Origin of the sequence: Undibacterium sp. Tian12W, from assembly GCF_049339405.1 — a bacterium.
Classification (GTDB): domain Bacteria; phylum Pseudomonadota; class Gammaproteobacteria; order Burkholderiales; family Burkholderiaceae_D; genus Undibacterium.
The window spans coordinates 42,988-66,858 of the sequence record NZ_JBMPPK010000020.1 but is presented as its reverse complement, the minus strand read 5'-3'; the positions used below and the strand labels follow the sequence as shown (position 1 = coordinate 66,858).

The window sequence follows — 23,871 nt, the reverse complement described above, 5'->3', positions numbered from 1 at the left end:
AAAAAATAGCCTGCTGCTTTAGCGATGTTAATTTGTCTTGGTGACTTTGCTCAAGTGCCTTGGCTTGTCCGGGTCGAGGCCACGGGCAATCGACAGGTTGGCTGCCATCATGTAAAAGGCTTGTATTGCAACCACAGGATCAAGATCAGGTGTTGCTGCCACTGGCAAAGTCAGGTTACGTTCCTTGACATCTTCTGGTGCTGCCAGCAATACATTCGCGCCACGGCCACGCATTTCTTCTGCCAGAGCAATCAGGCCAGCTTGTGCAGGACCACGGGTTGCGAAAATCAGCAATGGATAACCGTCGTGGATCAGGGCCATGGGGCCGTGCTTGATTTCTGCACCGCTGAAAGCTTCTGCCTGGATGACAGATGTCTCTTTGAATTTAAGTGCGGACTCCAGCGCAACCGGGAAACTGATGCCACGGCCCACCACCATGATGCGTGATGCGGGCTGCAAAACTTCTATTGCTGGTGACCAGTCAAGCTTGGTGGCAGCGTGCAGGGATTCTGGCAATTGCTCTATCGCCGCCAAAAATTCTGCATCGTTTTGCCAATGGCCTGCCAGACGTGCGCCTGCAACCAGAGAAGTTATAAAGCTTTTGGTCGCAGCGACACTCAGCTCCGGGCCGGCATGCAATGGCATGGTCCATTCTGCACTTTGTGCCAGCGGCGATGCTGCGTCGTTGACGAGGGCCACAGTAGTTGCGCCACCTTCGCGGAAATAACGGATAGGCTCGACCACATCAGGGCTTTGGCCAGACTGTGAAATCGCAATCGCCAGTGCATCTTTTGCAGCCAGTGGTGCCTTGTTCAAGGTCACCAGAGACATAGGCAGCGAGGCGACGATGCGCCCTACCCTGGCCATGATCAGATAGGCTGCATAATTGGCAGCATGATCTGAGCTGCCACGGGCAACGGTAACAACGGATGTGGGTGGTTTGGCGCGCAAGTATGCGCCAAGTTCGGCATAACGCTCACCTTCATGTTTGAGTTGTTCGGCTACAAAATCAGCGGAAGAGCTGGCTTCCTTAAGCATCTGCGAGGTCAATCTTTTCTCCTTCTACATAAACAGCGATGAGGTTGAGCTGGCGGTCCAGCACAACCAGGTCTGCGTAACTGCCAGCCTGCAGGCGGCCACGCTCATTCAGTCCCAGATAATCGGCTGCGTAAGTAGAAACACGCTTCGATGCATCTTCCAGGTCCAGGCCTATGCTGACCAGATTGCGCAAGGCCTGATCCATGGTCAGTGTGCTGCCAGCCAGCGTGCCGTCTTCAAGGCGCACACCGCCCAGGCATTTATGCACGACCTGGCGGCCCAGCATATATTGCCCATCCGGCATACCGGAAGCGGCAGTGGAATCAGTGACGCAATACAGATGCGGAATCGCACGCATGGCGGCTTTAATCGCGCCAGGGTGGACATGCAACAAGTCGGGAATAATTTCAGAAAACTGCGCATGCGCCAAAGCTGCACCGACCATACCGGGCGCGCGATGATCGAGGCGCGACATGGCGTTGTATAAGTGGGTAAAGCCAGTGGCACCGTTTTCCAGCGCTGCCTTACCTTCTTCATAAGTACCGAGGGTATGGCCTATTTGTACCTGCATGCCTATGGCTGTCAGTTCGCGTACCAGCTGCAAATGGCCATCCATTTCTGGTGCCACGGTGATCAGGCGTATTGGTGCTATTGCATCAAGGTGACGTACCTGTTCCAGCGAACCGGTGTGAGCAAAGTCTGGTTGCGCACCAAGCTTGCCGGGGTTGATATACGGCCCTTCGAGATGCACGCCGAGTATGCGGGCAGCGCCACTGCTGCGTTTATCTACCAGCGGCCTGATCGCCTTCAAGGCCAGTTCCAGATCAGACAGCGGCGCTGTCATGGTGGTGGCCAGCATGCTGGTGGTGCCATGTTTGGCATGTTTGCGGGCGATGATTTCGACGGCGTCACCAGCCTCCATGGTGTCTTTGCCACCGGCTCCGTGTACATGCAAATCGACAAAGCCGGGCAAGATGTAATGCAGGGATTCTGCTTTAGCAGCGCTCTCTACATCAGCATCGGCAGCATCGGCAGTAATGGTCTGCACTCTTTCATCGAACACCAGAGAGCCGCGCACCCAGCCTTGGGGTGTCAGTATTTGTCCCTGCACTTGTTGTTGCAAGCTCATCTGAACAGCTCCGCCACAAAGTCATAGTAATCGCTACGGCAATAAGAATGCGACAGTTCTATCGCTGCACCGTTAGGGAGATAGGCAACACGGGTGATGAATAACATCGCAGCGCCCTGCTTGATATCTGCCAGGCGCGCCTGTTCGGCAGTCGCATTCACGGCACGTATATGCTGCAAGGCGCGTGTCGGTGACAGGTTATGTGATTCGAGGTAACCGTACAGGCTGTCACTGACCAGTTTTGGATTTGGCATGTAGATAGCCGGAATGGTCGAGCTTTCTATCGCCATCACGACATTGTCAGCGGTACGCAGACGCTTCAAACGCGATACCACGGTATTGGGTGACAAACCCAGTGACAAAATCTCTTCTGGTGAAGCGATACCAGTTTCACGAGACAACCAGCGTGAACCCGGAACAAAACCACGGTTGCGCAATTCTTCACTGAAATTGGTCAGGCGCGACAGCGGTTGTTCTATCTTTGGCGTGATGTAAGTACCAGAGCCATGTTTGCGGGTCAGCATGCCACGCTCGCACAACATGTCTATGGCCTTGCGTGCGGTGACGCGTGAGATTTCCAGAGTGTCAGACAGCATGCGCTCTGAAGGCAAGGCTTCGTCCGGCTGCCACAATCCGCTATGTATGCCGTTCGCAAGCTTGTTCGCCAGTTGCAGATACAAGGGGGTAGAACTTTCTGCGTCAGGTTTAAAGTCTATCAATTGTGCCAGCATGTCTTTCTCTCTTTTTTATGTATTTTTATGTATTTTTTATGTATTTATCAGGCTTGCAAATGCTGTTGTATCAGGATGAGAGCCCCAACTGCTGAATCAGCCTTGGGCATTTGTATTCTCTCTTTTAAATCTGTTGGCAAATAGCTGGCTACCGGCGCTGCCAGACCGCCACACAGGGCAATCGGCAATGCAGATTCCGGGTCCAGGGCCTGTGCCATGATGGCGACTTCTTTACCTGCTTCGAGCATGATCGCGCGGGCGACCTCTACCTCGGGCGCAAAGCGTATCACCAGGGGTGCCAGTTCGGCATAACGGGTTTGATTGGCTTGTGCGAGCCAGGCGAAGACGGCATCTTTGTCGCCGCCGCATTGTGTCAGCACAGCGCTGGCAAATGGATTGCTGGCAGCACGGCCATCAAGCACGCGCTGCAAATGATTGACGGCGCGCATGCCTAGCCAGGCACCACTGGCCTCATCACTGACCGGAAAACCCCAGCCACCGACTTCTCGACGCTGACCATCAGGTAACAAAACTTCACCAACGCTGCCAGTTCCCAGGGCAATGATGGAACCGGGCTTACCCTCAAGGGCGCCCAGCAAAGTGGTATAGGCATCGGTTTCTGCACAGACTGCGCCAAAGCCAGGATTGAGCGCAACAAACTCTCTGGCCCAATGAATATTATGGACACCAGCCAAGCCGCAGCCGACTGCGATGTCGACCAGTGCCGGTACATCCAGATTCGCTGCTGCAAACGCTTGCTGGGTCGCCAGCAGGATGGATTGCCAGGCTTTATCCCGGCCATGTGCGAGACCAGAAGGACCAGCACTGCCACGGCCAAGTTCTTTGCCACTGGCATCGGCCAACACCACTCGCGTGCCAGTACCACCACCATCAGCACCAATAAAATAAGAACAAGCAGGTTTTGCTGAGGACCGCTCTGCAGTACCTGATGAATCAGCCGTAGAAAGATGTTCTGCCTGTTTGTTCATTGATAATTAAATGGTGATAAGAATGGTGATAAAAACGACGATAAAAACGATGACAAGAACGATAATAAAAATGGTGCAATAAGTTATCCGGCCAAATCAGAATCTGTACTTCTGCTACTATTTTAAGCCTCACTGTAAGTTTTTTTACTAGTGGATGTCAATAGGTATTTAAGTGGTATCGTTAAATTTAATTTCGCCTACTTTATTCCCGCAACACTATTGCTATCCAGCACAATGAAACAGGCCTGTTAATGACCACTTTCAACGCAAGCACCATAACAACTTGTATTAGCGCTTGCAGTGACTATTCAATGAACTTTCTTACTTCAGGTACTGTTCATTTCCGACCATACCGATCTTGGTCACACCAAGACGCTGTGCCGCTGCCATGACCGCAGCCACAGACTTGTAAGGCACAACCGCAACCGGACGTAGATGGATTTCTGGTTGGTCAACTGCTGGCATCGCTGCCGACTCAGCCAGTTTGGCTTCCAGTTGTGTATGATCAACTACCGTACCATTCCAGGACACCGTACCATCAAAATCGACATCAATACTCACTACCACAGGTGGTGTGTGTGGCGGCGGTGGGTTACCTGTCGGCAAATTCAGATTCACTGCGTGATTCTGAATAGGAATAGTAATAATCAACATGATGATCAATACCAGCATGACGTCAATCAGCGGCGTCATGTTCATTTCTATCATCACTTCCGGATCGGCTGACGCTCCACCGGAACCTATTTGCATACCCATAAGTACTCCTCTTTATAGGGGCTTTACCATAGGGTGCGCCATGCGCACCGTTCCAGCATTGCCCATGGTGCGCACGGCGCACCCTACTGTCTTAGTTCCGTGGTGGCGGTTCAATCACGAAGCCGACCTTGGCGATACCGGCACGCTGTGCCGTCAGGATACTTTTGCCAATAAACTCATAGCGGGTATTCTGATCTCCACGGATATGCAACTCCGGTTGCGGGATCTTGACTGCTTCTACCTTGAGCTTTTCAAACAGGGCATCCGTGCCAGCCAGCGGCCTCATGCTGCCGTTCCAGTACAGATCACCATCCTTGTTCACCGACAGGGTGATGTTTTCCGGTTTGGTTTTGTAAATCACGTTGGTTTCTGCCGGCAGCTTGAGCTTGACCGTATCTGTAATCACCGGGGTGGTGATCAGGAAGATGATCAGCAAAACCAGCATGACGTCGACCAGCGGGGTGGTGTTGATGGTGCTGTTGACTTCGTCTTCACCATCTCCATCATTGCCAATTGCCATTGCCATAATGTGTTCTCTTTCGATGTTACGCTTTAAGCCTTAAGACCTCTCAACACAGAAGGCAGGTTCACAGAAGTTAGGTAGGGTGCGCTATGCGCACCATCAGACAACAAACGGTGCGCACGGCGCACCCTACAGCAATCTCTACACGACAAATACAAGTGACAAATTTCTTTTATCCACTTGCATTCATTCTGATTTTCTGTGCTCCTCTGCCTCTGCATCTATCCGATTAAGTGTCTTCAGTTTTTTTAAACCATAAAAAGTAGCCGTGTGAAATGCTGAGGAAGCGTAGCGAGCGGCGCTAGTTTGGACTAAGAAGCGCAACCGTACTTTAGTACGGTGAGCATCGCAGGTTCAAAATCGCGTCGCGCAGTAGCTTCATCAGTATTTCACTTCTTGCCCATGGTGCCAGACAGAACAACGGAGTGCAGGTCAGCGGAGAACGCACGGACTTCTTCCATGGCGCTCTTGTTGCGGCGAACCAGGAAGTTGTAACCGAGAACTGCAGGAACAGCCACAGCCAGACCAATCGCGGTCATGATCAGCGCTTCACCAACCGGGCCCGCTACTTTGTCGATCGATGCCTGACCGGACATACCAATCGCTGTCAGCGCATGGTAGATACCCCATACTGTACCGAACAGACCAACGAACGGTGCTGTGGAACCAACTGTCGCCAGGAAGGCCAGACCGTCTTGCAAACGGCTTTGAACTTTATCAACAGCGCGCTGGATGGACATGGAAACCCAGGTGTTCAGATCGATTTGTTCGAGCAGAGCGCCTTCATGGTGTTCTGTGGCTTTGATGCCAGAGTCAGCGATGAAGCGGAATGGGCTGCCTTCTTTCAAAGAAGCGGCACCGGCTTGAACAGAAGCTGCTTTCCAGAATTTGGAACGGGCATCTGTGGCTTGACCGGACAGTTTGACTTGATCAATGATTTTGGTGATGAGGATGTACCAGCTGCCCATGGACATGATGACCATGATGATGAGTGTGCCTTTGGCGACGAAGTCACCAGTTTTCCAGAGAGCATCGAGACCGTATGGGTTGTCTACCATTTCTTTGGCAGCTGCAGGTGCTGCTGGGGCACCAGCGTCTGCTGGAGCGGCTGGTGCCGGGGCAGCAGCGGAGGCAGCTGCAGAGGCGGATTCCTGTGCAGAAACAGGGGCGACGGCAACGGCGGCTGTCAAGGCCAGGAGTGTTGCAGCCAGGAATGCGGAGAAACGGGTTTTCATTGAGGTGCTTCCTTTTAACAAAATAAGGTTGGTATTGCTTACTGCTGTTTTTATGTGCGACTTGGTTTGTTTAATGTAAAACTTTAAGACCAAACATCTTCACCACAGAGACACTGAGTCAGAGAGGGGGCACTGAGAAAACCCTGGTGAGAAAAATTTCGCAAAGTGTGGATGTTTTTATCCATCCGTGTTTCCTCTTGCTTTTCTCTGTGTCTCTGTGCCTCTGTGGTGAGAGGTCTTGATCTTGATCTTGATTTTATCTACTCCAACTTCCAAACGTATTGAACTTTCGCCCAGGTCTGTTGTGGCTTGCCATCGACGGTACCTGGTTTGTTTTTGCAGGAACCTGACATCAACTGGGATTTAACCGCATTGTCGAGACCGCGGAATCCGCTGGATTTGTCGATCTTGACATCGGCCACTGTACCATCTGCACCAATCAATACGGACAACAGGACGGTGCCGGTTTCTTCATTGCGCAGGGAGGCACGTGGATATTCCGGTTTGCATCCACCGACGTTGAAGTCGATGACGCCTGGTATGGTGACCGGGCCTGTGGCCTTGGCTTCTGTCGGTGCCGCTACCACTGGCGGGGCCTTGTTCAAGGTCGGGTTATCTGGCTTGACATTGGAGACCGCAGTAATCGCTGGCGTTTGTTGTGGCTGTGGCTGTACCTGAACTTCCGGTGGCGGAATGAACGGTGGCGGCGGGGCCAACAATTTCGGTGGCGGTGGTGGCGGTGTGTCTGGTGGCGGTGGCGGTGGTTTCACTTCTTCTACCAGCTTGACTTCTGCTGGTTTGATCACCACTTCCATCGCTTTGCGCGCCAATCCAGATACCAGGGCATATACCACCAGTACGTGAAATGCGATAACCAGCCCTAAGCCTATAAACTTCTTCCCCGGCTCTTGCTGGCGATTTGAAAAATCCATTACTGCTCCCTCTATTATTGTGAAGACATTTTCACCAACCTGCTCCCATACACGACAGCAATGGCAGATTCAGGACCAGGAGCAGTTTGCATCGCATTGCTTGGATAAATGATGCGTCAATTCATGTGTCTGCAATTTTGCAGATGCAAGCATGCCCCGAACTTTATCCTTGCAGAAAAACACAAAAATACCACTCCCGTACAACTTGCCCTGAACAGCCTTGAGCACGTCTTAAGTAAGCGCCAGTCTTTAGAATCTGGCTTACTGTAGTGTCCTCATAACTGGTTGTCAAGAGGTATCTATGTGGAATTAAATCTACCATTTTCAGGACATCCTGAAAGGCTCAAATCAGAAGGTATTATGAGCCTTGCTCAAGCAAAAATTCACGTCAAAACAATGACACATTTTTGCAACTGGTCTTAGCTCATCAATCAGCAAATAAAGTCATCAAGCAGACATGATCGGGGCAACACCTATATCTGTCAGCACTTCCAGGGAAATTTAAACCATGTTTTTTGTGCGCAGAATGCAGCCGTCAATACCTCACTCAAGGCATAAGTAAATAAATTTAAAAAACCAAGTTCAAAGCCACTTCAAATCCACTTTATTGACTAAAAAAGGAACAATTAAAGACCACATGTGGGAATAAAACATCAGTCCACTTCTCATCTTCCAAATTTGAAAAGAATAATTTATTCAATAAAAACAAATAGATAGATGCAATACACATATCAAAGAGATAATCATTTAAACATCGTAAAGATACCACTTAGATACCGATTGACAACCTGTTTGGTCACCACTAAAGTGCTTCACATCCGGTGTTGTTGTTTCGAGTGGTAGCTAACTCTGAATGACTTTTACTGCAGCGGGTTGTACCGAAAATACTCACTGGCAAAACATCAAGTGTGTAGGGTATGGGGGAGGAAGCAATTTTTTGTCACGGATCTAAAGCTTTTCACAGGTCTTAACCGAAGGAGAAATAAATGCAAAATAAAATGAGTCCAATGAGGAACAATTTAACGCCCGTGGCGTCCGCTGTTGCGGTACTGATCATGAGCGTTGCCATGCAGGCGCAAGCACAAGAGGCAGCAAAGCCCGCAGCGCCTCAAGAAGTGGTTGTAACTGGTATTCGCGCATCCCTGCAGCAATCTTTGAATCAAAAGCGTAACGCTGATAATTTCGTTGAAGTCATCACTGCCGAAGACATCGGCAAAATGCCTGATAAAAACGTTGCTGACTCTCTGCAACGCGTACCGGGTGTCAGCGTTGCTGCAGCCGGTGGCGGCGAAGGCAGCTTTGGTGAGAACGATCGCGTTGCCTTGCGCGGCACACCATTTGGCCTGACACTGACAACACTTAATGGTCACTCAGTATCGAGCGGCGACTGGTTTGCCGACAATATCGTTGGCGGTGGCCGCAGCGTCAGCTTCTCTTTGTTCCCATCTGAACTGATAGGCCGCGTAACAGTACATAAAGGCTCTCAAGCCAACCTGCTTGATGGCGGTGCTGAAGGTGTCGTCGATATCGAAACACGCAAGCCACTGGATTTCAAAAAGCAATTCAATGCACAGGCAAGTATCGGTCTGGTCAACTCTGCCAACTCCGGCAAATCTGATCCTCAGTTGAGCGGTCTGATCGCTTGGAAAAATGATGCATCTACCATGGGTATTCTGGTGCAGGCTTTCCACCAAAAACGTACTCTGAGCCGCGCTGGCCAAGAGAATCAAATTTGGTGGGATAAAGTTGATGTCGGCAGTCCTATCGATAGTGCCATCAAAGGTGCTGGTACTGCAAACACAGCAACATCGCCAGCTTCTGGCGCAGTCACCAACTATCTGGGTGGTACAGCCTGGTTTGAACAGCAACGTACCCGCGAAGGCGGCTTGATTGACTTCCAGTTCAAACCATCCAAGGATGTGAGCATTGACATCACTGCATTCCAGTCTCATCTGGATGCACCTAACGTCAATCACAACTTCATGCAATCCCTGGGCCGTTTCGTCGGACCATCCTGGGCAACAACTGGTTTCCCAACCAGCGCTGTCAGTGGTACGTTGAGCCAGGGCGTTATTTCCCAATTGTCCGTTGGTAATCCTGCCGGTTGCGTACCTTGTAGCGGCATGTCCAGCTCTGTACAGGAAATTTTCTCCCGTCCTGTAGCAGAAAGCCAGTCTCAGTTCTTTAACATCGACGGCTCTTTCCGCGTCAATGATCAACTGACACTTGCCGGTAAAGTGGGTACAACCAAAGGCCTGGGCAACACGATCAGTGGTGCGATGGGTATCTGGATGCCATGGACAGGTGGTAGCTACACAGTTCAGGGTTCTGACAAGCCTGTGATTTATGTCACTCCTGGTGCTGACAAATTCTCTATCGGCGGCTTTAACAATGGCGCACCTGGCACACCTGGCGCACCATACACTTACGGTTCACACGTAACTGCCAATGACAAGGAAGACTACGCACAAATCGACGGCACGTTCAAAACCAATCTCGCCAGCATCCCTACTCTGCGTTTCGGTTTCCGTGCTGCTGAACACAAGCGTGATCTGACTTCTATCGGTAACAATGCTTTGCCAGGTTTGAGCAATGCCGCCAACTTGCCTATGTCTGGTTTGACAGCTTTCCCAGCCATTTTCAATGATCTGGGTGCTAACGGTGCAGGTTACTGGACTTTCTCTCAAGCTTCTGTGAATGCCTGGTTGGCGCAATACACCAACTACTCTGGTCATTTGCTGCAAAATGAATTCTCCATTAAAGAACCAACACAATCTGCATATGTGATGGCTGATTTTGCAGGCGAAGGCATCAGCGGTAATTTCGGTTTGCGTGTTGCCCGCACCAGCGAGCAAGTCACACGTAATGAGATCGGTGCTTCCGGTAATTTTGAGCCACGTACCTATAACAACAATTATGTCGATTTCCTGCCAAGTGCAAACTTCCGCATGGATCTGAACAAAGACATGGTTGCCCGTTTTAGTGTTTCCCGCACGATGGCCCGTCCTGAACTGGGTCAAATGGCTGGTCTGGATCTGCGTGACGTACAAGGTACTGGTAACGGTGGTAACCCTAACCTGAAACCTATCCGTGCAAACACAGTAGATCTGGGCGTGGAATGGTATTTCGCTCCAAAATCCCTGGTCTCTGCTGATATTTTCTACTCGGCTCTGGATGGATACGTGACTTATGGCGCAAGCACAGGCACGTTCTACAACCAGATCCAGAAGAAAAACACTGTATATGCAATGAGTACGCCTATCAATACCCAGGCCGAAGTTAAAGGTCTGGAACTGGCTTACATCCAGGCATTGCCAGCAGGTTTTGGTATCAACGCTAACTACACTTACACACTGGGTAAAGAAACAGGTGCAGCTCCTGGTTCCAAGTGCGGTGATTTACTGGCTCCTGACTGTACTCTGATCGGTACTTCCAAAAATGCATACAACATCGGTGCATTCTATGAAGATGGCAAGTTCAGCGCACGTCTGACATACAGCTATCGTTCCGGCTTCCTGAATGGTACCAGCCGTAACAGCGCCGCTTACCAGAACGATATCGGTACTTTGTCTGCCACACTGGCTTATCAGATCAATGACAGCTTCTCCATCTCTCTGGATGGTAAAGATCTCAATAACCCATTGGTCAGCTCTACCTGGAAAACACCAGGTGCAGCAGATTTGCCAGCATCCCTGTATAAAAATGGCCGTCAAATCTTCCTGACTTTGCACGCGAAGATGTAAGCTGTTTTGTAATGCTATAGCGGTAAATTCGGGGAAGTTGATTCGTTGTTGTGCTTCCCGCTTTATAAGTGATGGTGCATGCCTGCCCCATCACTTTTTTTCATTTGCAACCCTGTTGTCAGATATTCTTCTGATACTGTTATCTTCACGGCAAACGATATGACTACACAAGACTCCATAAAAAAAATCCTGGTTGTCGGCGGCGGCTCTGCCGGTTGGATGGCAGCACTGCTGATTGCTCATTCCGTCAAGGACAAGGGCATACAGGTTTCCGTCATAGAATCAGAAACCGTTGGCGTCATTGGTGTAGGCGAAGGCTCAACACCAGTCATGAAACGCTTCTTCGACACTCTGGGCATACAGGAAGCAGAATGGATGCCTGAATGCAATGCCACCTACAAAAGCGGTATTGCCTTTGATGGCTGGTCAAGCAAAACCGGTCATGCGAGTTATTTTCACCCGTTTGTGACCATGATCGATAATCTGACCTTGCCATCGTTTATCGACAACGTCAAAGCACGCTTGCAAGGGGCAGATGTCTGTGCCTTGCCGAACAAGTTTTTTCTTTCGGCGCAACTGGCTGACAGTTGCCTTGCACCTATCGGCGACCACAACTTCCCTTTCTTTACTACCTATGGCTATCATTTCGACGCCATGCTGCTCGGCAAATTCCTGCGCAAGAAAGCCTTGCAGACAGGCATACAACATATCAAGGCGCATATCGATCACGCCCGACTGGATGAAAAAGGGAATATTGCCGCCGTCAGCCTGGCTGATGGCAGTGAGCTGGCAGCAGATTTCTTTGTCGATTGCTCAGGTTTCTCTGCCCTCCTGATAGACAAGGCACTGAAAACACCTTTTGTCAGTTACGCAGATAATTTGCTTAACGATTCAGCCATTGCCATGCCTACCGACATAGGCGACAAAATTCCCACGCTGACCGTATCCACTGCCATGAAGCATGGCTGGGCCTGGAAAATACCGCTGCAAAACCGCTATGGCAATGGCTATGTATATAGCTCGGCTTTTACGACGGCAGATCAGGCAGAGACAGAATTGCGCGAAAAAATTGGCACGCTGGACTCCGACACGCCAGCACGCCATCTGAAGATGAAACTCGGCCGTGTGGAAAAACACTGGAACAAGAATTGTCTGGCTGTCGGGCTGTCACAGGGTTTCCTCGAACCGCTGGAAGCGACGGCACTTTATCTGACGCAAATGACCGCTGCGATCTTTTGCCTGTTCCTGGAAAAAGGTGATTTGAGCGAACAGGCTCAACAAGTCTATAACCAGGAAATCAATGATTATTTTGACGGACACAGGAATTACATCATCGCCCATTACAAAACCAATACCCGGACAGATACAGAATACTGGAAGGCTAACGCAGCCGATCTGCACAGGATACCTGATTCACTCAAGCACATCTTTTCGACCTGGCTGGAAGGTCGTGATCTGGGCGATGAAATACGCCGTCAGAATATAGAGAAGTATTACCCGGTAGCCTCCTGGTACGCTTTGCTGGCGGGCATGGGCATATTCCCCGATGCAGAAAAGAAAACAACTGCTGGTGAACAGCAACAACAATATCCACTCGGTGATTTTATCCAGCGTTGCGCCCTGAATTTTCAGGATCACCGCAGTTTTTTGGCTAAGCAAAAGCCTGCGATGTGAGTTGACTGTCACGGAAATAGAGAAGTGAGCACGTAGCAAACAACATGTTCAAAGCAAGCAAATGCAGGTGGACGTGCATTTTTGCCAGTTTTTCAGCTAAACTCTGCTCAGACTGGCAAAAATTCTATCGTTTCCTGCATGCCCATCAATTATCTCGCCAAGCTGACTTCACCCAAGCGTACTCCCCGGGCTAATCTGCATCTGGGAGTGAGCCTCGCATGTGTGGCCGGAGCCTTGAACGCGGGTGGTTTTCTGGCAGTAGGACAATATACTTCGCACATGACGGGCATGCTTTCTTCTGCTGCCGACGATCTGGTGCTGGGTAAATTACTGCCTGCATTTGCCGCGCTGTTCATGCTTGTGGCCTTTGCCTGGGGAGCTGCTTGCACAGCCCTCATGGTCAACTATGCGAGACGCAATCAGTTTCGTTATATCTATACCCCGGTCTTGCTGCTGGAAGCTGCGCTATTATTGGTATTCGGCCTGGTTGGTACTGAACTGCAAGAACATGCCCTGATCACCGTTTCTTTTACTACCGTCTTGCTCTGTTATGTGATGGGCCTGCAAAATGCGCTTATCACTAAAATCTCACAAGCCGAGATACGCACCACCCATGTCACTGGCCTGGTCACTGATATAGGTATAGAACTCGGGAAAATGATGTATTGGAACAGGAACAAAGACCAGATTCATCATGAAAACGAAGTGGGCGCCAATTTGCAAAAATTGCGTTTGCATGGCTTGCTGGTATTCTCGTTTTTTTTCGGCGCTCTGACTGGCGCGTATGGATTCAAACATTTCGGTTTTATTTCTACCCTGCCCATCGCCACTGCGCTGGTGGTTTTATCGCTGGCACCACGCTTCAGGAAAGCCTGATGCTTTTCACGTAATCGTTTGTACATCCCTTATTTCAATTTATTATTGGCTATCTTATTCATAAATCTGTATGTCCATATCTGATCCAGCCAATTTATTCCAGCGTGTGCCAGAGTTGCGCACTTTTAGCGATGACCCGAAAATCAGCCGGGCCATAGAATCTGGAGATCCATTCAAGGTCTATCGTTCTCTGGTGCTGGCACGCCTGTTCCGTCGCCTTCCGCAGCACAAGGATGTACTCAAGGAGCTGACCAGTGAACGCCGCCTGTTTGCCAAACCGCTGAAAGGCACGCCTTCACTGGGAACAATTAATTCTGTCGGGTTCAGTTTTGTCGGTGAATCAGAACGGGATACCGACGGCAGCCATATTGCCCTGCATGCTTTTGTCATTTTGTTCGGCATCCCGCTGGTTCCCATGGGATCTTACGTAGTGCGCAGCACTGGCGACAGGCAATGGCAGATTTATGCGCGTGCGCCTCTGGGCATCATGGGCTGGTTATATACACGTGGCCTGGCGCTGGCCATGGTCATCATGGTGCTGACTGGTGCGGCGGCCAGCTATCAGGAAGCGAGCACCCAGAATCTGACCATACTGAATGGTTTTGACATACCCGTCAAAGTGAGGATAGGAGAACAAACCCTGACCGTGGCAGCGCAAGGGCGCGCGACGATGACGCTACCAGTCGGCCATTTGACAGGGGAAGCAAGTAGCGATAAGACCGGCATCATCGATAGCTATGATCAGACACTGGCCAGTACTGACCGCTTTAACGTATGGAATATCGCCGGAGCTGCCCCACTGGTAGAAAACACCATCATCTATAGCAAAGTCAAACCAGCTACGCCCGGACAGGCTGGCAGCCAGACCGTGTATTGTGGCAAGCGCCTGCTGGAATTTGCCGGTGTCGAGTATCTGTTCACAGAACCGCCGCAAACCAAGAGCATGAGCAAGCACCAAAGCAGCGTCAGCGCCAAACAATTGACTGTCGTCAACCAGGCTGACACACCTGCTGTGATGTCCTGCCTGAATTATGCATTTGGCCACGGTCTGGAAAAAGACATGTTGCCAGCGCTGGAAGCCTATGCCGCCATCAAGGACTGGGATACGCGCACCACTGATATTGCCCTGTATGTCGCCAATGGCATCTCGCGCGCAGAAGCGCTGCGCCTGAGCCGCAAGGTTTTAAAAATACATCCGGACAATGTATTGCTGGAGCGCGGCATCCAGGATTTGCGTGATGATATCGGCGAGCATGACATCATGCTCAAGGAATATGCCCAACGCGCCAGTCAGGCTGCTGACTCTTCGTCAGAGCAATACCTGTATGCCTCGCTATTGAGCGGTAATGAAGGCTTGCAGGCAATGAAAAACCTGGCGAAAAAATTCCCGCAAGATGCCAATATCCTGCGCAGCCTTACCTGGCGTAAATTTGTTCATGGCGACAGTCGCGGTGCGGCCCAGGATTTGCAGCAACTGCATAAGCTGTCGCCAGAAAATGCCAGCTATTTATTGGATACAGAAATCAAGCTGTTGCTGACGCAACAACGCTCCGCTGATGCCCTGAAATTACTGGATGCAGCAATCAATAACAGCAAAGGTCTGGAAAGAGCCATGTTCACTGTCGAATTCAATGAAATAGCCAGACAACAGGGAATTGGTGATCCGGAAAAGTATTTGCGCAGCATGCCGGACGACGAGAATGACAATATCCTGGATATTTATCGCGCCAAAGCTGGCCTGCCACCGAACAAGACAGAGCATCGTGACCTGCCCATGGTCAAGCTCTCACTCAGCTTGCGTAGCTCACCCGAGCAGACACTGGATTTGGTAAAGCATATCAACACGACACAGGTACGCCAGCATCTGGGGGCTGATCAACTGGCGCTGTTATATGGCGAATCCAGCCGCATCAATGACAAAACCACTCAGGACAAGTTGCGGCAGATGATGCATATGCGCAAAGCCGATTTGTCGATTTTTGAGCAATATGTGCGGGGCGAAAAAGTGAACCTGGATGAAGTAGATTTTGAAACAGATGTGCTGGCTGCGGCTTATTTTATCCGCTCACGCAATCCACAACTGTCGGCGCAGGAACGGCAGAATCTAAGGCAGTTAGCGGCCAAAACAGATGTGCTACAAGGTGTAGTCAGCACGGCAATCAGGCAATGGAAAAGCTGAGTTAATTTATGAAAACAGATCATCAACGCAAACCACAAAAAACCAACCTGACGCGCCGCGCCGGACTGGTTGTCGCCCTCTGGGTTGGCTTTTGGGTACTCGCCCTTGGGCTGTTAATTGCATTGGCATGGGTGCCGATTACCCAGATCAATCACCGCTCTTCTTTACAGTTTTCTGGTGTCATTGCAGGCATTGCTGCATTGACGCTGGCGTATTCGCTGCGACCTCGCAGCAAAGAGAAAAAGAGCGGAGATACCGTTAAACCTTTATCACGCCAAACCGCTGAACCCTTGTATGCCATGGTGGAACGCATCGCCAAGGAACTCAAGGTAGAAGCACCAGTCAACATTCACCTGATAGGTGTGGCATCTGCTTTCATCAGCGGCAAAAAGAACTGGCGGGGGAAGGTCAAGGAGCTTGAGGTTGGTCTGGGCCTGCCCTTGCTGGGCACACTCTCGGAGGCGGAACTGGGCTCAGTCATTGCGCATGAATTTGGTCACTTTGTTGCAGGCGACCTGTCACTCGGCCCCTGGGTATACCGCACCCGCACGTCTATCGCCTATACAGTAACCGACCTGGACGATTCCATGTTTTTCCTGGATGTCCTGTTCCGTTATTACGGCAAATGGTTTTTGAAATTATCAGCAGCCGTATCACGCGAGCAGGAATTCGCTGCCGATGCATTGGCTGCCAAAAAATTTGGTCCGGTAGCTACCCGGGCAGCGCTGGAAAAGGTGCATTTGATTTCACCGATGTGGTCCAGTTATCTTGATTATGAACTTGGCCCTGCCTTGAATCGTGGCGTGCGCATGCCTATCTTTGAAGGTTTCCGCCGTTTCTGCAAACCCGGCGTAAAGCGGGCCGATATTCAAACTGCGATCAACTATGCAGAATCACATACGACCACGGAATTTGATACCCATCCCAGTCTGGAAGAAAGGGTAGCCGCCGTTGTGCCGGGTGCCAAACCCAGCTTCCCTCCTCTGTCCCAGTGCCTGCATTTACTGGGTGGAGAAGCAGAAACAGAGAATGCCTGGTATGCGATGTTTGAAAAAGAAAATCTGCAGCATTGTGACTGGGACAGATATGCTACCGAAGTCTTGCAGGAACAGAATAAACAACGATTTGCCGGTAGCTGGATGGACCCGCAAGCCCTGTCCCTGAATGAACTGGTCAAGATGGCGACTGATCCAAACAGCTTATGGGACAGGCTCAGGCCAGAAGGTGTCAGCTTCCTGTCACCATTGGGCAAGCGTCTTTATGTACTCGAAATCATGGAGTCCTGGATTGCCGCGTGCCTGACGCATTATGGCTATAAAGCCAGCCTGCTGCCTGGCCAGGCACTGACCATGACACGCGCTGACACCAGGCTCATGCCGTCAGAATTATTGCAAGCCGCGCTACAATCTAAACTGACGGTCGCTTATCTGAATGGCTTGCAAAAGGATGCTGCACGACCTGCCTAGGCAAGCGGTGCGGTACGGTGCAATGTCAAACCTGATGGGCTTGCTGCAAGCGTTTTTCCAGGCGTCTTTGTACGACTTCAAAACACAGGCTCAGCGCCCAATAAACGCAAGCGGCTGCGATGTACAGTGGCAAGGGGCGAAAGCTGGTGGCGATGACTTCTTTGGTCGCCAGCATCAGCTCTGTCACGGTAATGACCGATACCAGAGAAGTATCCTTGATCAAACTGATCAGGGTATTGCTCATGGACGGCACTGCCACACGCATGGCTTGTGGTACGACGATATAGCGCAGGGTCTGCCCATAATTCAAACCCAGGCTGGAACTGGCCGACCACTGGCCGCGGCTGACACCGACTATTGCACCGCGTATGCTTTCTGACAGATAGGCACCGGCGTTCAGACTCAGGGCCAGTATGCCTGCCGATGTCGCTGAAAATTCTATGCCTATGCCAGGCAAGCCGTAATAGATGACGAAAATCTGTACCAGCAAGGGTGTGCCGCGTATCAGGCTGACATAGACAGCAGCTGGCGTGCTGATCAATTTGCTTGGCAATATCCGCGCAACCGCCAGCAAGAAACCCAGTATCAAACCACCCACCATGGCACCAATGGCAAACAACAGGGTATAGGCAACGCCCTTCAACATGACCGGTGCGGCCATTTGCAGCAATTCGAAAATTTCCATGGCGACTTTAAAAAGAAATATCCCCGTGATGACGGGGATAGTAGTGACATCAAATGGATTACATCCACTTAATCATACATGCGTAATCAGCCGGCAATCCATATCAAACAGTATTGCCGACTTAATTTCAGCTTGTTTGTCGCTTATTGTGCAGCAGGTGCCTTGCTGACATCCTTGCCAAACCATTTATTAGATGCTTTGGCAAAGCTACCGTCTTTGATAATGTCAGCCAAAGCTGCATTCAGGGCAGCGGCAAACTTAGGGTTATTCTTTTGGAAGGGAATACCATTTTTTGCAATTTCACCGATAGGTGCACCAGCCTTGATAGGCAGATTGCTGGTTTTGACGAGGTAGGCAACCATCAAGCTGTCATTCAATGCGGCATCAACACGGCCAGCTGCCAGATCTTGCAGGTATTCAGGTGCGCCCGGGTAGCTCTTGACTTCAACGCCAGCAACCGCCTTGGCACGTTCTTCATAATTGCTGCCCTGGCCTACGCCAAGTTTTTTGCCTTTCAGGTCTTCCAGACTTTTGAATTCGCGTTTCTCATCTTTTTTGACGATGAGCTGTGCGCTGGAAACAGTGTATGGATCAGAGAAATCAAAAGTCTCCTGACGCTTGGCGGTCACGCCCACCTGATTGACGATGACATCAAACTTGCCTGCCGACAAACCTGCAAGTATGCCGCTCCATTCAGAAGTCACGAATTCTGGTTTAACACCCAGTTTAGCTGCCAGTAATTTGGCAACATCAACGTCAAAGCCAGCAAGTTCATTGGTTTTGGTATCTTTAAAATTGAATGGAGGGTAAGTACCTTCCAGCGCGATTTTCAAAGTACCGCGTGATTTAACAGTATCGAGTAAATCTGCAGCTGTTGCAGTCAAAGAAGCACCAGCCAAAATAACGCCAGCCAGCAAAGTGGAGATTGTTTTTTTTGTAGAAGTTTTCATCATATCCCTGAGAAGTTTTTTACACCTTCGTTATTGATAACAGAAGGCATACACACTGAAACATGCCAGAAAGAAAGATTTATCCGGCGACCTGTATATGATATGGAGTCTGACTACATTAGGACAACGAAGTATTTCTTATTTGCATATACCAAGCCAGTCTATATGCGAAAAACATGGAAGGATTGCAAAACCGGGAATTGGCGCGCCTCTTACACTCTTGCTGCAAGGAAAAACAGAGGCGCGCCGGAAGGGGCAGAAGGATCAAAAAAGATCAGAAAGAAGGCAAATCGTTCAGGCTGTGGCCTGGCGTATCGTCGCTTGCGGTGCTCAAACCACTGGCGCCATCTTCATAATGTATGCCAACCACTTTTGGCCCCAGTATGATGCCATTTTCACCGTGGAATTTCGGTAATACTTCATCGCCATTGGCAATGGTATCCAGTACCGTCTGTACATCGGCCTCCTGCGGGTCATCTACCATGGCGGGGGGCATCACCTGGCCACCCTTGCTCTTGCCCCAGCGTACTTTGGCGACACGCTGACCGCTGCCGTCAAAACGGACTGCTTCAATAAAAAATAATGCCATGATCACGCTCCTCATCAAAGTTGCAAAAAAACCGGGAAGGAAATTGATTGCCCACCTGCAATTTCTGCTGTCACAGATACTGCTACTTCAAGGCTATTGGGTGTGTGTACATTATCTTGCACCCACAATATGACAGCTACATGTCAACTGCGCGTCATATTGCCGTGCAAAAAGTTGATCTTAAATGACCATGTTAGCAAATTAAAATCTGCATTCAAGTAAACTTTTAAAGCCCCAATAGCAAAGCGGCTGACAAAAGCTTTTTGCTCTGTCAGCCGCTTTTTTACTGGCGACGCTTACTGAATGTGGGGCAGATAGCCTCAGCTCAATTTAGCCGCATGTTCACGTGTAGCGTGGAAAGTTACGCCAGGCCAACGTTCTTGTGTCAATTTCAAATTCACACCCGAGGTCGCCAGGTAGGCCATATTGCCTGCCGCATCATAGGCGATGTTACCACCGGCACTGGAGCGCTCAAAGTCGGCCAGCATTTTCTTGTCATCGCAACTGATCCAGCGAGCGCTGCTAATGCTGGTGCCTTCAAACACGGCATCAACACCATATTCATTTTTGAGACGGCTGGCGACCACTTCAAACTGCAGGACACCCACCGCGCCCAGCACCAGGTCACTGCTGACGACGGGCTTGAATACCTGCACGGCACCCTCTTCACCCAATTGCTGCAAGCCTTTTTGCAATTGCTTGATTTTCAAAGGGTTCAGGATACGTGCGGTGCGGAAAAAGTCAGGTGCAAAGTAAGGGATGCCGGTAAACTGCAGCAATTCCCCCTCAGAGAAGCTGTCACCGATCTGCATATTGCCATGATTGGGCAGACCGATGATATCGCCAGCGTAAGCCTCTTCCACCTGTTCACGCGAAGATGCCATGAAGGTCACGACAGAAGACACCTTGATCTCGCGATTCAGTCGCAGATGTTTGAGTTTCATGCCGCGCTCGAACCGGCCAGAGCACACGCGCAGGAAGGCAATACGGTCACGGTGGGCCGGGTCCATGTTCGCCTGAATTTTAAAAATGAAGCCAGAGAATGGGACTTCTTTTGGTTCAACAGAACGGATAGTCGCATCACGCTCACGCGGTGCCGGTGCCCAGTCCAGCAAGGCGTTCAAAATTTCACGCACGCCGAAGTTGTTGATGGCAGAGCCAAAGAATACTGGCGTCTGCACACCAGCCAAAAAGTCTTCCAGGCTGAATGGGTGGGAAGCGCCATGCACCAGTTCGACTTCCATTTTCAGTTGTTCGATTTCCAGCGGGAACATTTCTACCAGGCGCGGATTATTGATGCCCTTGATGACTTCAAATTCCTGATCTGCACGCTCACTACCTGGTGTGAACAGCAAAATCTCGTCTTTCAGGATGTGATACACACCGCGGAAAGTCTTGCCCATGCCGATAGGCCAGGTCACTGGTGCGCACTGTATCTTCAGTACCGATTCCAGTTCATCGAGCAATTCCAGCGGGTCGCGGGTTTCGCGGTCCATCTTGTTAACGAAGGTGATGATGGGCGTATTGCGCATGCGGCAAACATTCAGCAGCTTGATGGTCTGTTCTTCCACACCCTTGGCGGCATCAATCACCATCAGGGCAGAATCGACTGCCGTCAATACACGGTAGGTATCTTCAGAAAAATCCTGGTGACCCGGGGTGTCGAGCAGGTTGACCACGTGGTCGCGGTATTCAAACTGCATGACCGATGAAGCGACCGAGATGCCGCGTTGCTTTTCGATTTCCATCCAGTCGGATGTCGCATGGCGGCCACTCTTGCGCGCCTTGACGGTACCAGCCAGTTGAATCGCGCCAGAGAACATCAACAGCTTTTCAGTGAGCGTGGTTTTACCCGCATCCGGATGGGAAATAATGCCGAAGGTGCGGCGGCGTGCCACTTCGCGGCTGATCAGGTCTTTCGATGCCGCGCTGGACGTAGTTGTCTCTGAGACTGACTCGTGGCCGGATTCAGCGCTATCGTCTGGGGATGTATTCATGGTGTTCATGCTGATGCCGCAAAAATGGAGAAAAACACGCAAGTTTAGCTGGTATTGGGGGCGAAGTCGAATGCAAGCGCTGCCAGCACCTGTGCAATTTGCCACCCGTTCCAAGAAAAATGACGGAAATAACAATTCCCCCAGAGATTTTCTTGCACTTTCCCATGACAATGCCATCATGTGGGCATGACGATATCTACAATAACTTAGTTAACCATGAAGAAATTTGCTCTTACGGCAACATTTTCTCTCTGCGCATCCATGTCCATGCCTGCACAGGCAGGTTCTGGTTATTATCTGGTCAGTATCTATGAAAATGAGGGTGAAAAAACCATCGATTTCAAATCCTGGTCTTCATTCCCCGAAAACCGGGCGACCTCGACTGTACCTGAACTGGGTGTCAGCTATATGCCCAACAAGACCTGGTACACCGAAGTGTATGCCAGTTGGGCAAAACGTGGCGCAAGTTCGCTGGCAAATAGCGCCTGGACCTGGCAAAACGACTTCTTGCTGACTCATGGACAATATCCGGTTGATCTGGCGCTGCATACCAGCCTGAACAAAAATACCGACAACAGTCGTGGCGTGGACTTTGAATTTGGCCCCGCCATGCAGACTGAATTTGGCCGCATACAGGTAAATACCAATGTATTTCTGGAAAGAACTTACCGCGTCGCGCCCACCAGCCGCATGCAGATGAAATACCAGTGGCAAGGTAAATACCGCCTGCGGTCTGAGCTGGAATTTGGTTTGCAGGGATTTGGAGAACTCGGCGACTGGGACAACTGGTCAGCCAGAGCCCGGCAATCTCACCGCGCAGGCCCCATGATTTCTGGCAATGTCAGGCTGGGCAATACGCCGGACAGCAAGCAAGCCATCAAGTATGAGGCCTCGTATGTCGTGGGCAAACTCAATACCCGCCATGCCGGCGTGTTCAGCATGCGCCTGCAATATGCTTTCTGATCAGAACTCATTTCATGAATAGGATGAGTGCGAACAAGGCGATTTGGGATGCAGTGCAAGGCCTTAGGTATGTACCCTGTGCAGCTAAGGCTCATGCCTTAGCAAAGGAGGGGTGGCTCACTACGCACAGCAATGCGCCCAAATCGTCAGTTCCCGAAGGGTTTGCCTCATAACGTGTGCCAGACAGCATAGAATTTATTGTCGGTCGCGCCACTATTAACAGCCGTATCCGCATTGCCAAACCGTGTTATGAGGCAAACGCATCTCACCCTATTTATGAAATGAGTTCTACACACAATTTAATCAGTTTGCTATATCCTCGTCATCTTTGCAGCTTACCATCTTTGGTATTGATTACTCCTTATCTGATATTTCTATGAAAAAGCTACTGATATCCGCTTTCATGCTGGCGCTGGCCAGCTTGCCTCAACTGAGCTTTGCCTGGGGCGCAGATGGACACCAGACGGTAGGTGCCGTTGCCGAAAACCTGCTGGCAGGCAGCAAGGCTGGTGCCCAGGTCAAGGCCCTGCTCGGTGATAACTCACTGGAAAAAATTGCTGTATGGGGTGATTGCGTCAAGGGTATAGCGCCGGACAAGGATTTTGCCTATACATCTACAGGCCGTTATCCAGAATGTGCTTCTTTCGAGACGGCAGCAGGCATCGCCGCCATGGCTGACTATGTAAAACGCAATAACACCAATTGCAACCCGGCTTCTGACGAAGAAAATTGCCACAAGCAATATCACTATGCCGACGTGGCTTTGCAGCATGATCAATACAAACTGGGCTATGTTGGCACCAGCGATCATGATGTTGTGTATGCGATCCGTGCTGCGGTCATGGTCTTGCAAGGCAAGCCTCAGCCTGCCCCTTTCAATTTCAAGGACAAGCAGGAAGCCCTGATGTTATTGACTCACTATGTTGGCGACTTGCACCAACCGCTGCATGTAGGATCTGTGTTCCTGAATGCGGAAGGCAAGATCGTCAACCCTGATGAAGGCCAGTATGACCGTGGCAGCAATACCGTAGGTGGCAATGCGCTGCAATGCCCATGTGGCAATCTGCATTCGTTGTGGGACGATCTGCCACAGCAATTCAAGCGTGGCCGCATGAATGATGCGCTGACCAAAAAGGCAAAAGCGGTGGCGCCAACCAATGGCACCATTGAAGAATTGCCAGTCTTGTGGGCCAATGATGCCATCCGTGACGCCAGGATTTTGTTTGCGGGCACCCAGTTCAGTAAAAGCACACCGAACCAAAGAGGAAATAACTGGTCTATCGCTTTACCGCTTGAATATGAAAAAACCATGCTGAATATGAAAGAAGATGCGCTGGCGCGTGCCGGTGCCCATCTGGCCCAGTTATTAAAAACCATCTGGCCTGAATAATTCAGTCTTACCGTCACATTAGGAAA

20 protein-coding genes are annotated in these 23,871 nt (G+C 50.5%); 8 read left to right on the top strand and 12 right to left on the bottom strand.

Annotated elements, in window-relative coordinates:
• Positions 1-27: 27 nt before the first annotated feature.
• The 8 genes from ACO0LI_RS23300 to ACO0LI_RS23265 form a co-directional block, all read right to left on the bottom strand.
• A complete protein-coding gene (locus ACO0LI_RS23300) occupies positions 28-1,038 on the bottom strand; it encodes an SIS domain-containing protein (protein WP_162061824.1) in 1,011 nt (336 codons plus the stop codon).
• Positions 1,031-2,167, bottom strand: a complete 1,137-nt coding sequence (nagA, locus tag ACO0LI_RS23295; protein WP_423035596.1) for an N-acetylglucosamine-6-phosphate deacetylase — start codon at positions 2,165-2,167, stop codon at positions 1,031-1,033. Before nagA ends, ACO0LI_RS23300 begins: the two co-directional genes overlap by 8 nt.
• Positions 2,164-2,898 (bottom strand): GntR family transcriptional regulator, encoded by a 735-nt coding sequence (locus tag ACO0LI_RS23290; protein WP_422953303.1) that lies wholly within the window; start codon positions 2,896-2,898, stop codon positions 2,164-2,166. Before ACO0LI_RS23290 ends, nagA begins: the two co-directional genes overlap by 4 nt.
• Before the next feature lie 47 nt (positions 2,899-2,945).
• Positions 2,946-3,887, bottom strand: coding sequence for a BadF/BadG/BcrA/BcrD ATPase family protein (locus ACO0LI_RS23285; protein ID WP_423035594.1), 942 nt, complete (start codon positions 3,885-3,887; stop codon positions 2,946-2,948).
• Between the two features lie 321 nt (positions 3,888-4,208).
• A complete protein-coding gene (locus tag ACO0LI_RS23280; protein WP_423035592.1) occupies positions 4,209-4,643 on the bottom strand; it encodes an ExbD/TolR family protein in 435 nt (144 codons plus the stop codon).
• A 91-nt stretch (positions 4,644-4,734) separates the two neighbouring features.
• Positions 4,735-5,169 carry an ExbD/TolR family protein gene (locus tag ACO0LI_RS23275; protein WP_422953300.1) on the bottom strand — a complete coding sequence of 145 codons (435 nt, stop codon included), beginning with the start codon at positions 5,167-5,169 and terminating at the stop codon, positions 4,735-4,737.
• Between the two features lie 386 nt (positions 5,170-5,555).
• Positions 5,556-6,401: a MotA/TolQ/ExbB proton channel family protein gene (locus tag ACO0LI_RS23270; protein ID WP_423035590.1), complete on the bottom strand. Its 846-nt coding sequence runs from the start codon at positions 6,399-6,401 to the stop codon at positions 5,556-5,558.
• A 260-nt stretch (positions 6,402-6,661) separates the two neighbouring features.
• Positions 6,662-7,333: an energy transducer TonB gene (locus ACO0LI_RS23265; protein WP_422951108.1), complete on the bottom strand. Its 672-nt coding sequence runs from the start codon at positions 7,331-7,333 to the stop codon at positions 6,662-6,664.
• Positions 7,334-8,319: 986 nt separating this feature from the next.
• Between ACO0LI_RS23265 and ACO0LI_RS23260 the strand changes: the two genes are divergently transcribed.
• From ACO0LI_RS23260 to ACO0LI_RS23240, 5 genes are all read left to right on the top strand, one after another.
• Entirely contained in the window at positions 8,320-11,076 is a 2,757-nt protein-coding gene (locus ACO0LI_RS23260; RefSeq protein WP_423035588.1) for a TonB-dependent receptor, read from the top strand.
• Between the two features lie 159 nt (positions 11,077-11,235).
• Positions 11,236-12,750 carry a tryptophan halogenase family protein gene (locus ACO0LI_RS23255; protein WP_423035586.1) on the top strand — a complete coding sequence of 505 codons (1,515 nt, stop codon included), beginning with the start codon at positions 11,236-11,238 and terminating at the stop codon, positions 12,748-12,750.
• Positions 12,751-12,888: 138 nt separating this feature from the next.
• Complete coding sequence (locus tag ACO0LI_RS23250) at positions 12,889-13,626, top strand: YoaK family protein (RefSeq protein WP_423035584.1); 738 nt, start codon at positions 12,889-12,891, stop codon at positions 13,624-13,626.
• 70 nt (positions 13,627-13,696) lie between these two features.
• Positions 13,697-15,805 (top strand): tetratricopeptide repeat protein, encoded by a 2,109-nt coding sequence (locus ACO0LI_RS23245; RefSeq protein WP_423035582.1) that lies wholly within the window; start codon positions 13,697-13,699, stop codon positions 15,803-15,805.
• 8 nt (positions 15,806-15,813) lie between these two features.
• On the top strand, positions 15,814-17,271 hold the full coding sequence (locus tag ACO0LI_RS23240) for a M48 family metallopeptidase (protein WP_423035580.1): 1,458 nt from the start codon (positions 15,814-15,816) through the stop codon (positions 17,269-17,271).
• A 25-nt stretch (positions 17,272-17,296) separates the two neighbouring features.
• Here the strand turns inward: ACO0LI_RS23240 and ACO0LI_RS23235 are convergent, their stop codons facing one another.
• The 4 genes from ACO0LI_RS23235 to ACO0LI_RS23220 all read right to left on the bottom strand — a co-directional run bounded on the left by ACO0LI_RS23235 (position 17,297) and on the right by ACO0LI_RS23220 (position 21,492).
• Positions 17,297-17,956 carry an amino acid ABC transporter permease gene (locus ACO0LI_RS23235; RefSeq protein WP_422952792.1) on the bottom strand — a complete coding sequence of 220 codons (660 nt, stop codon included), beginning with the start codon at positions 17,954-17,956 and terminating at the stop codon, positions 17,297-17,299.
• A gap of 143 nt (positions 17,957-18,099) precedes the next feature.
• Positions 18,100-18,909: a transporter substrate-binding domain-containing protein gene (locus tag ACO0LI_RS23230; RefSeq protein WP_423035578.1), complete on the bottom strand. Its 810-nt coding sequence runs from the start codon at positions 18,907-18,909 to the stop codon at positions 18,100-18,102.
• A 271-nt stretch (positions 18,910-19,180) separates the two neighbouring features.
• Positions 19,181-19,495: a hypothetical protein gene (locus ACO0LI_RS23225; RefSeq protein WP_422952790.1), complete on the bottom strand. Its 315-nt coding sequence runs from the start codon at positions 19,493-19,495 to the stop codon at positions 19,181-19,183.
• Between the two features lie 320 nt (positions 19,496-19,815).
• Positions 19,816-21,492 (bottom strand): peptide chain release factor 3, encoded by a 1,677-nt coding sequence (locus tag ACO0LI_RS23220; protein WP_423035576.1) that lies wholly within the window; start codon positions 21,490-21,492, stop codon positions 19,816-19,818.
• Here ACO0LI_RS23220 and ACO0LI_RS23215 point away from each other — a divergent pair.
• From ACO0LI_RS23215 to ACO0LI_RS23205, 3 genes are all read left to right on the top strand, one after another.
• On the top strand, positions 21,491-21,682 hold the full coding sequence (locus tag ACO0LI_RS23215; protein WP_423035574.1) for a hypothetical protein: 192 nt from the start codon (positions 21,491-21,493) through the stop codon (positions 21,680-21,682). The two genes, ACO0LI_RS23220 and ACO0LI_RS23215, sit on opposite strands and share 2 nt — an antisense overlap.
• Before the next feature lie 26 nt (positions 21,683-21,708).
• On the top strand, positions 21,709-22,455 hold the full coding sequence (locus tag ACO0LI_RS23210) for a hypothetical protein (protein WP_423035572.1): 747 nt from the start codon (positions 21,709-21,711) through the stop codon (positions 22,453-22,455).
• Between the two features lie 376 nt (positions 22,456-22,831).
• Positions 22,832-23,845, top strand: a complete 1,014-nt coding sequence (locus ACO0LI_RS23205; protein ID WP_423035570.1) for a S1/P1 nuclease — start codon at positions 22,832-22,834, stop codon at positions 23,843-23,845.
• Positions 23,846-23,871 lie beyond the last annotated feature (26 nt).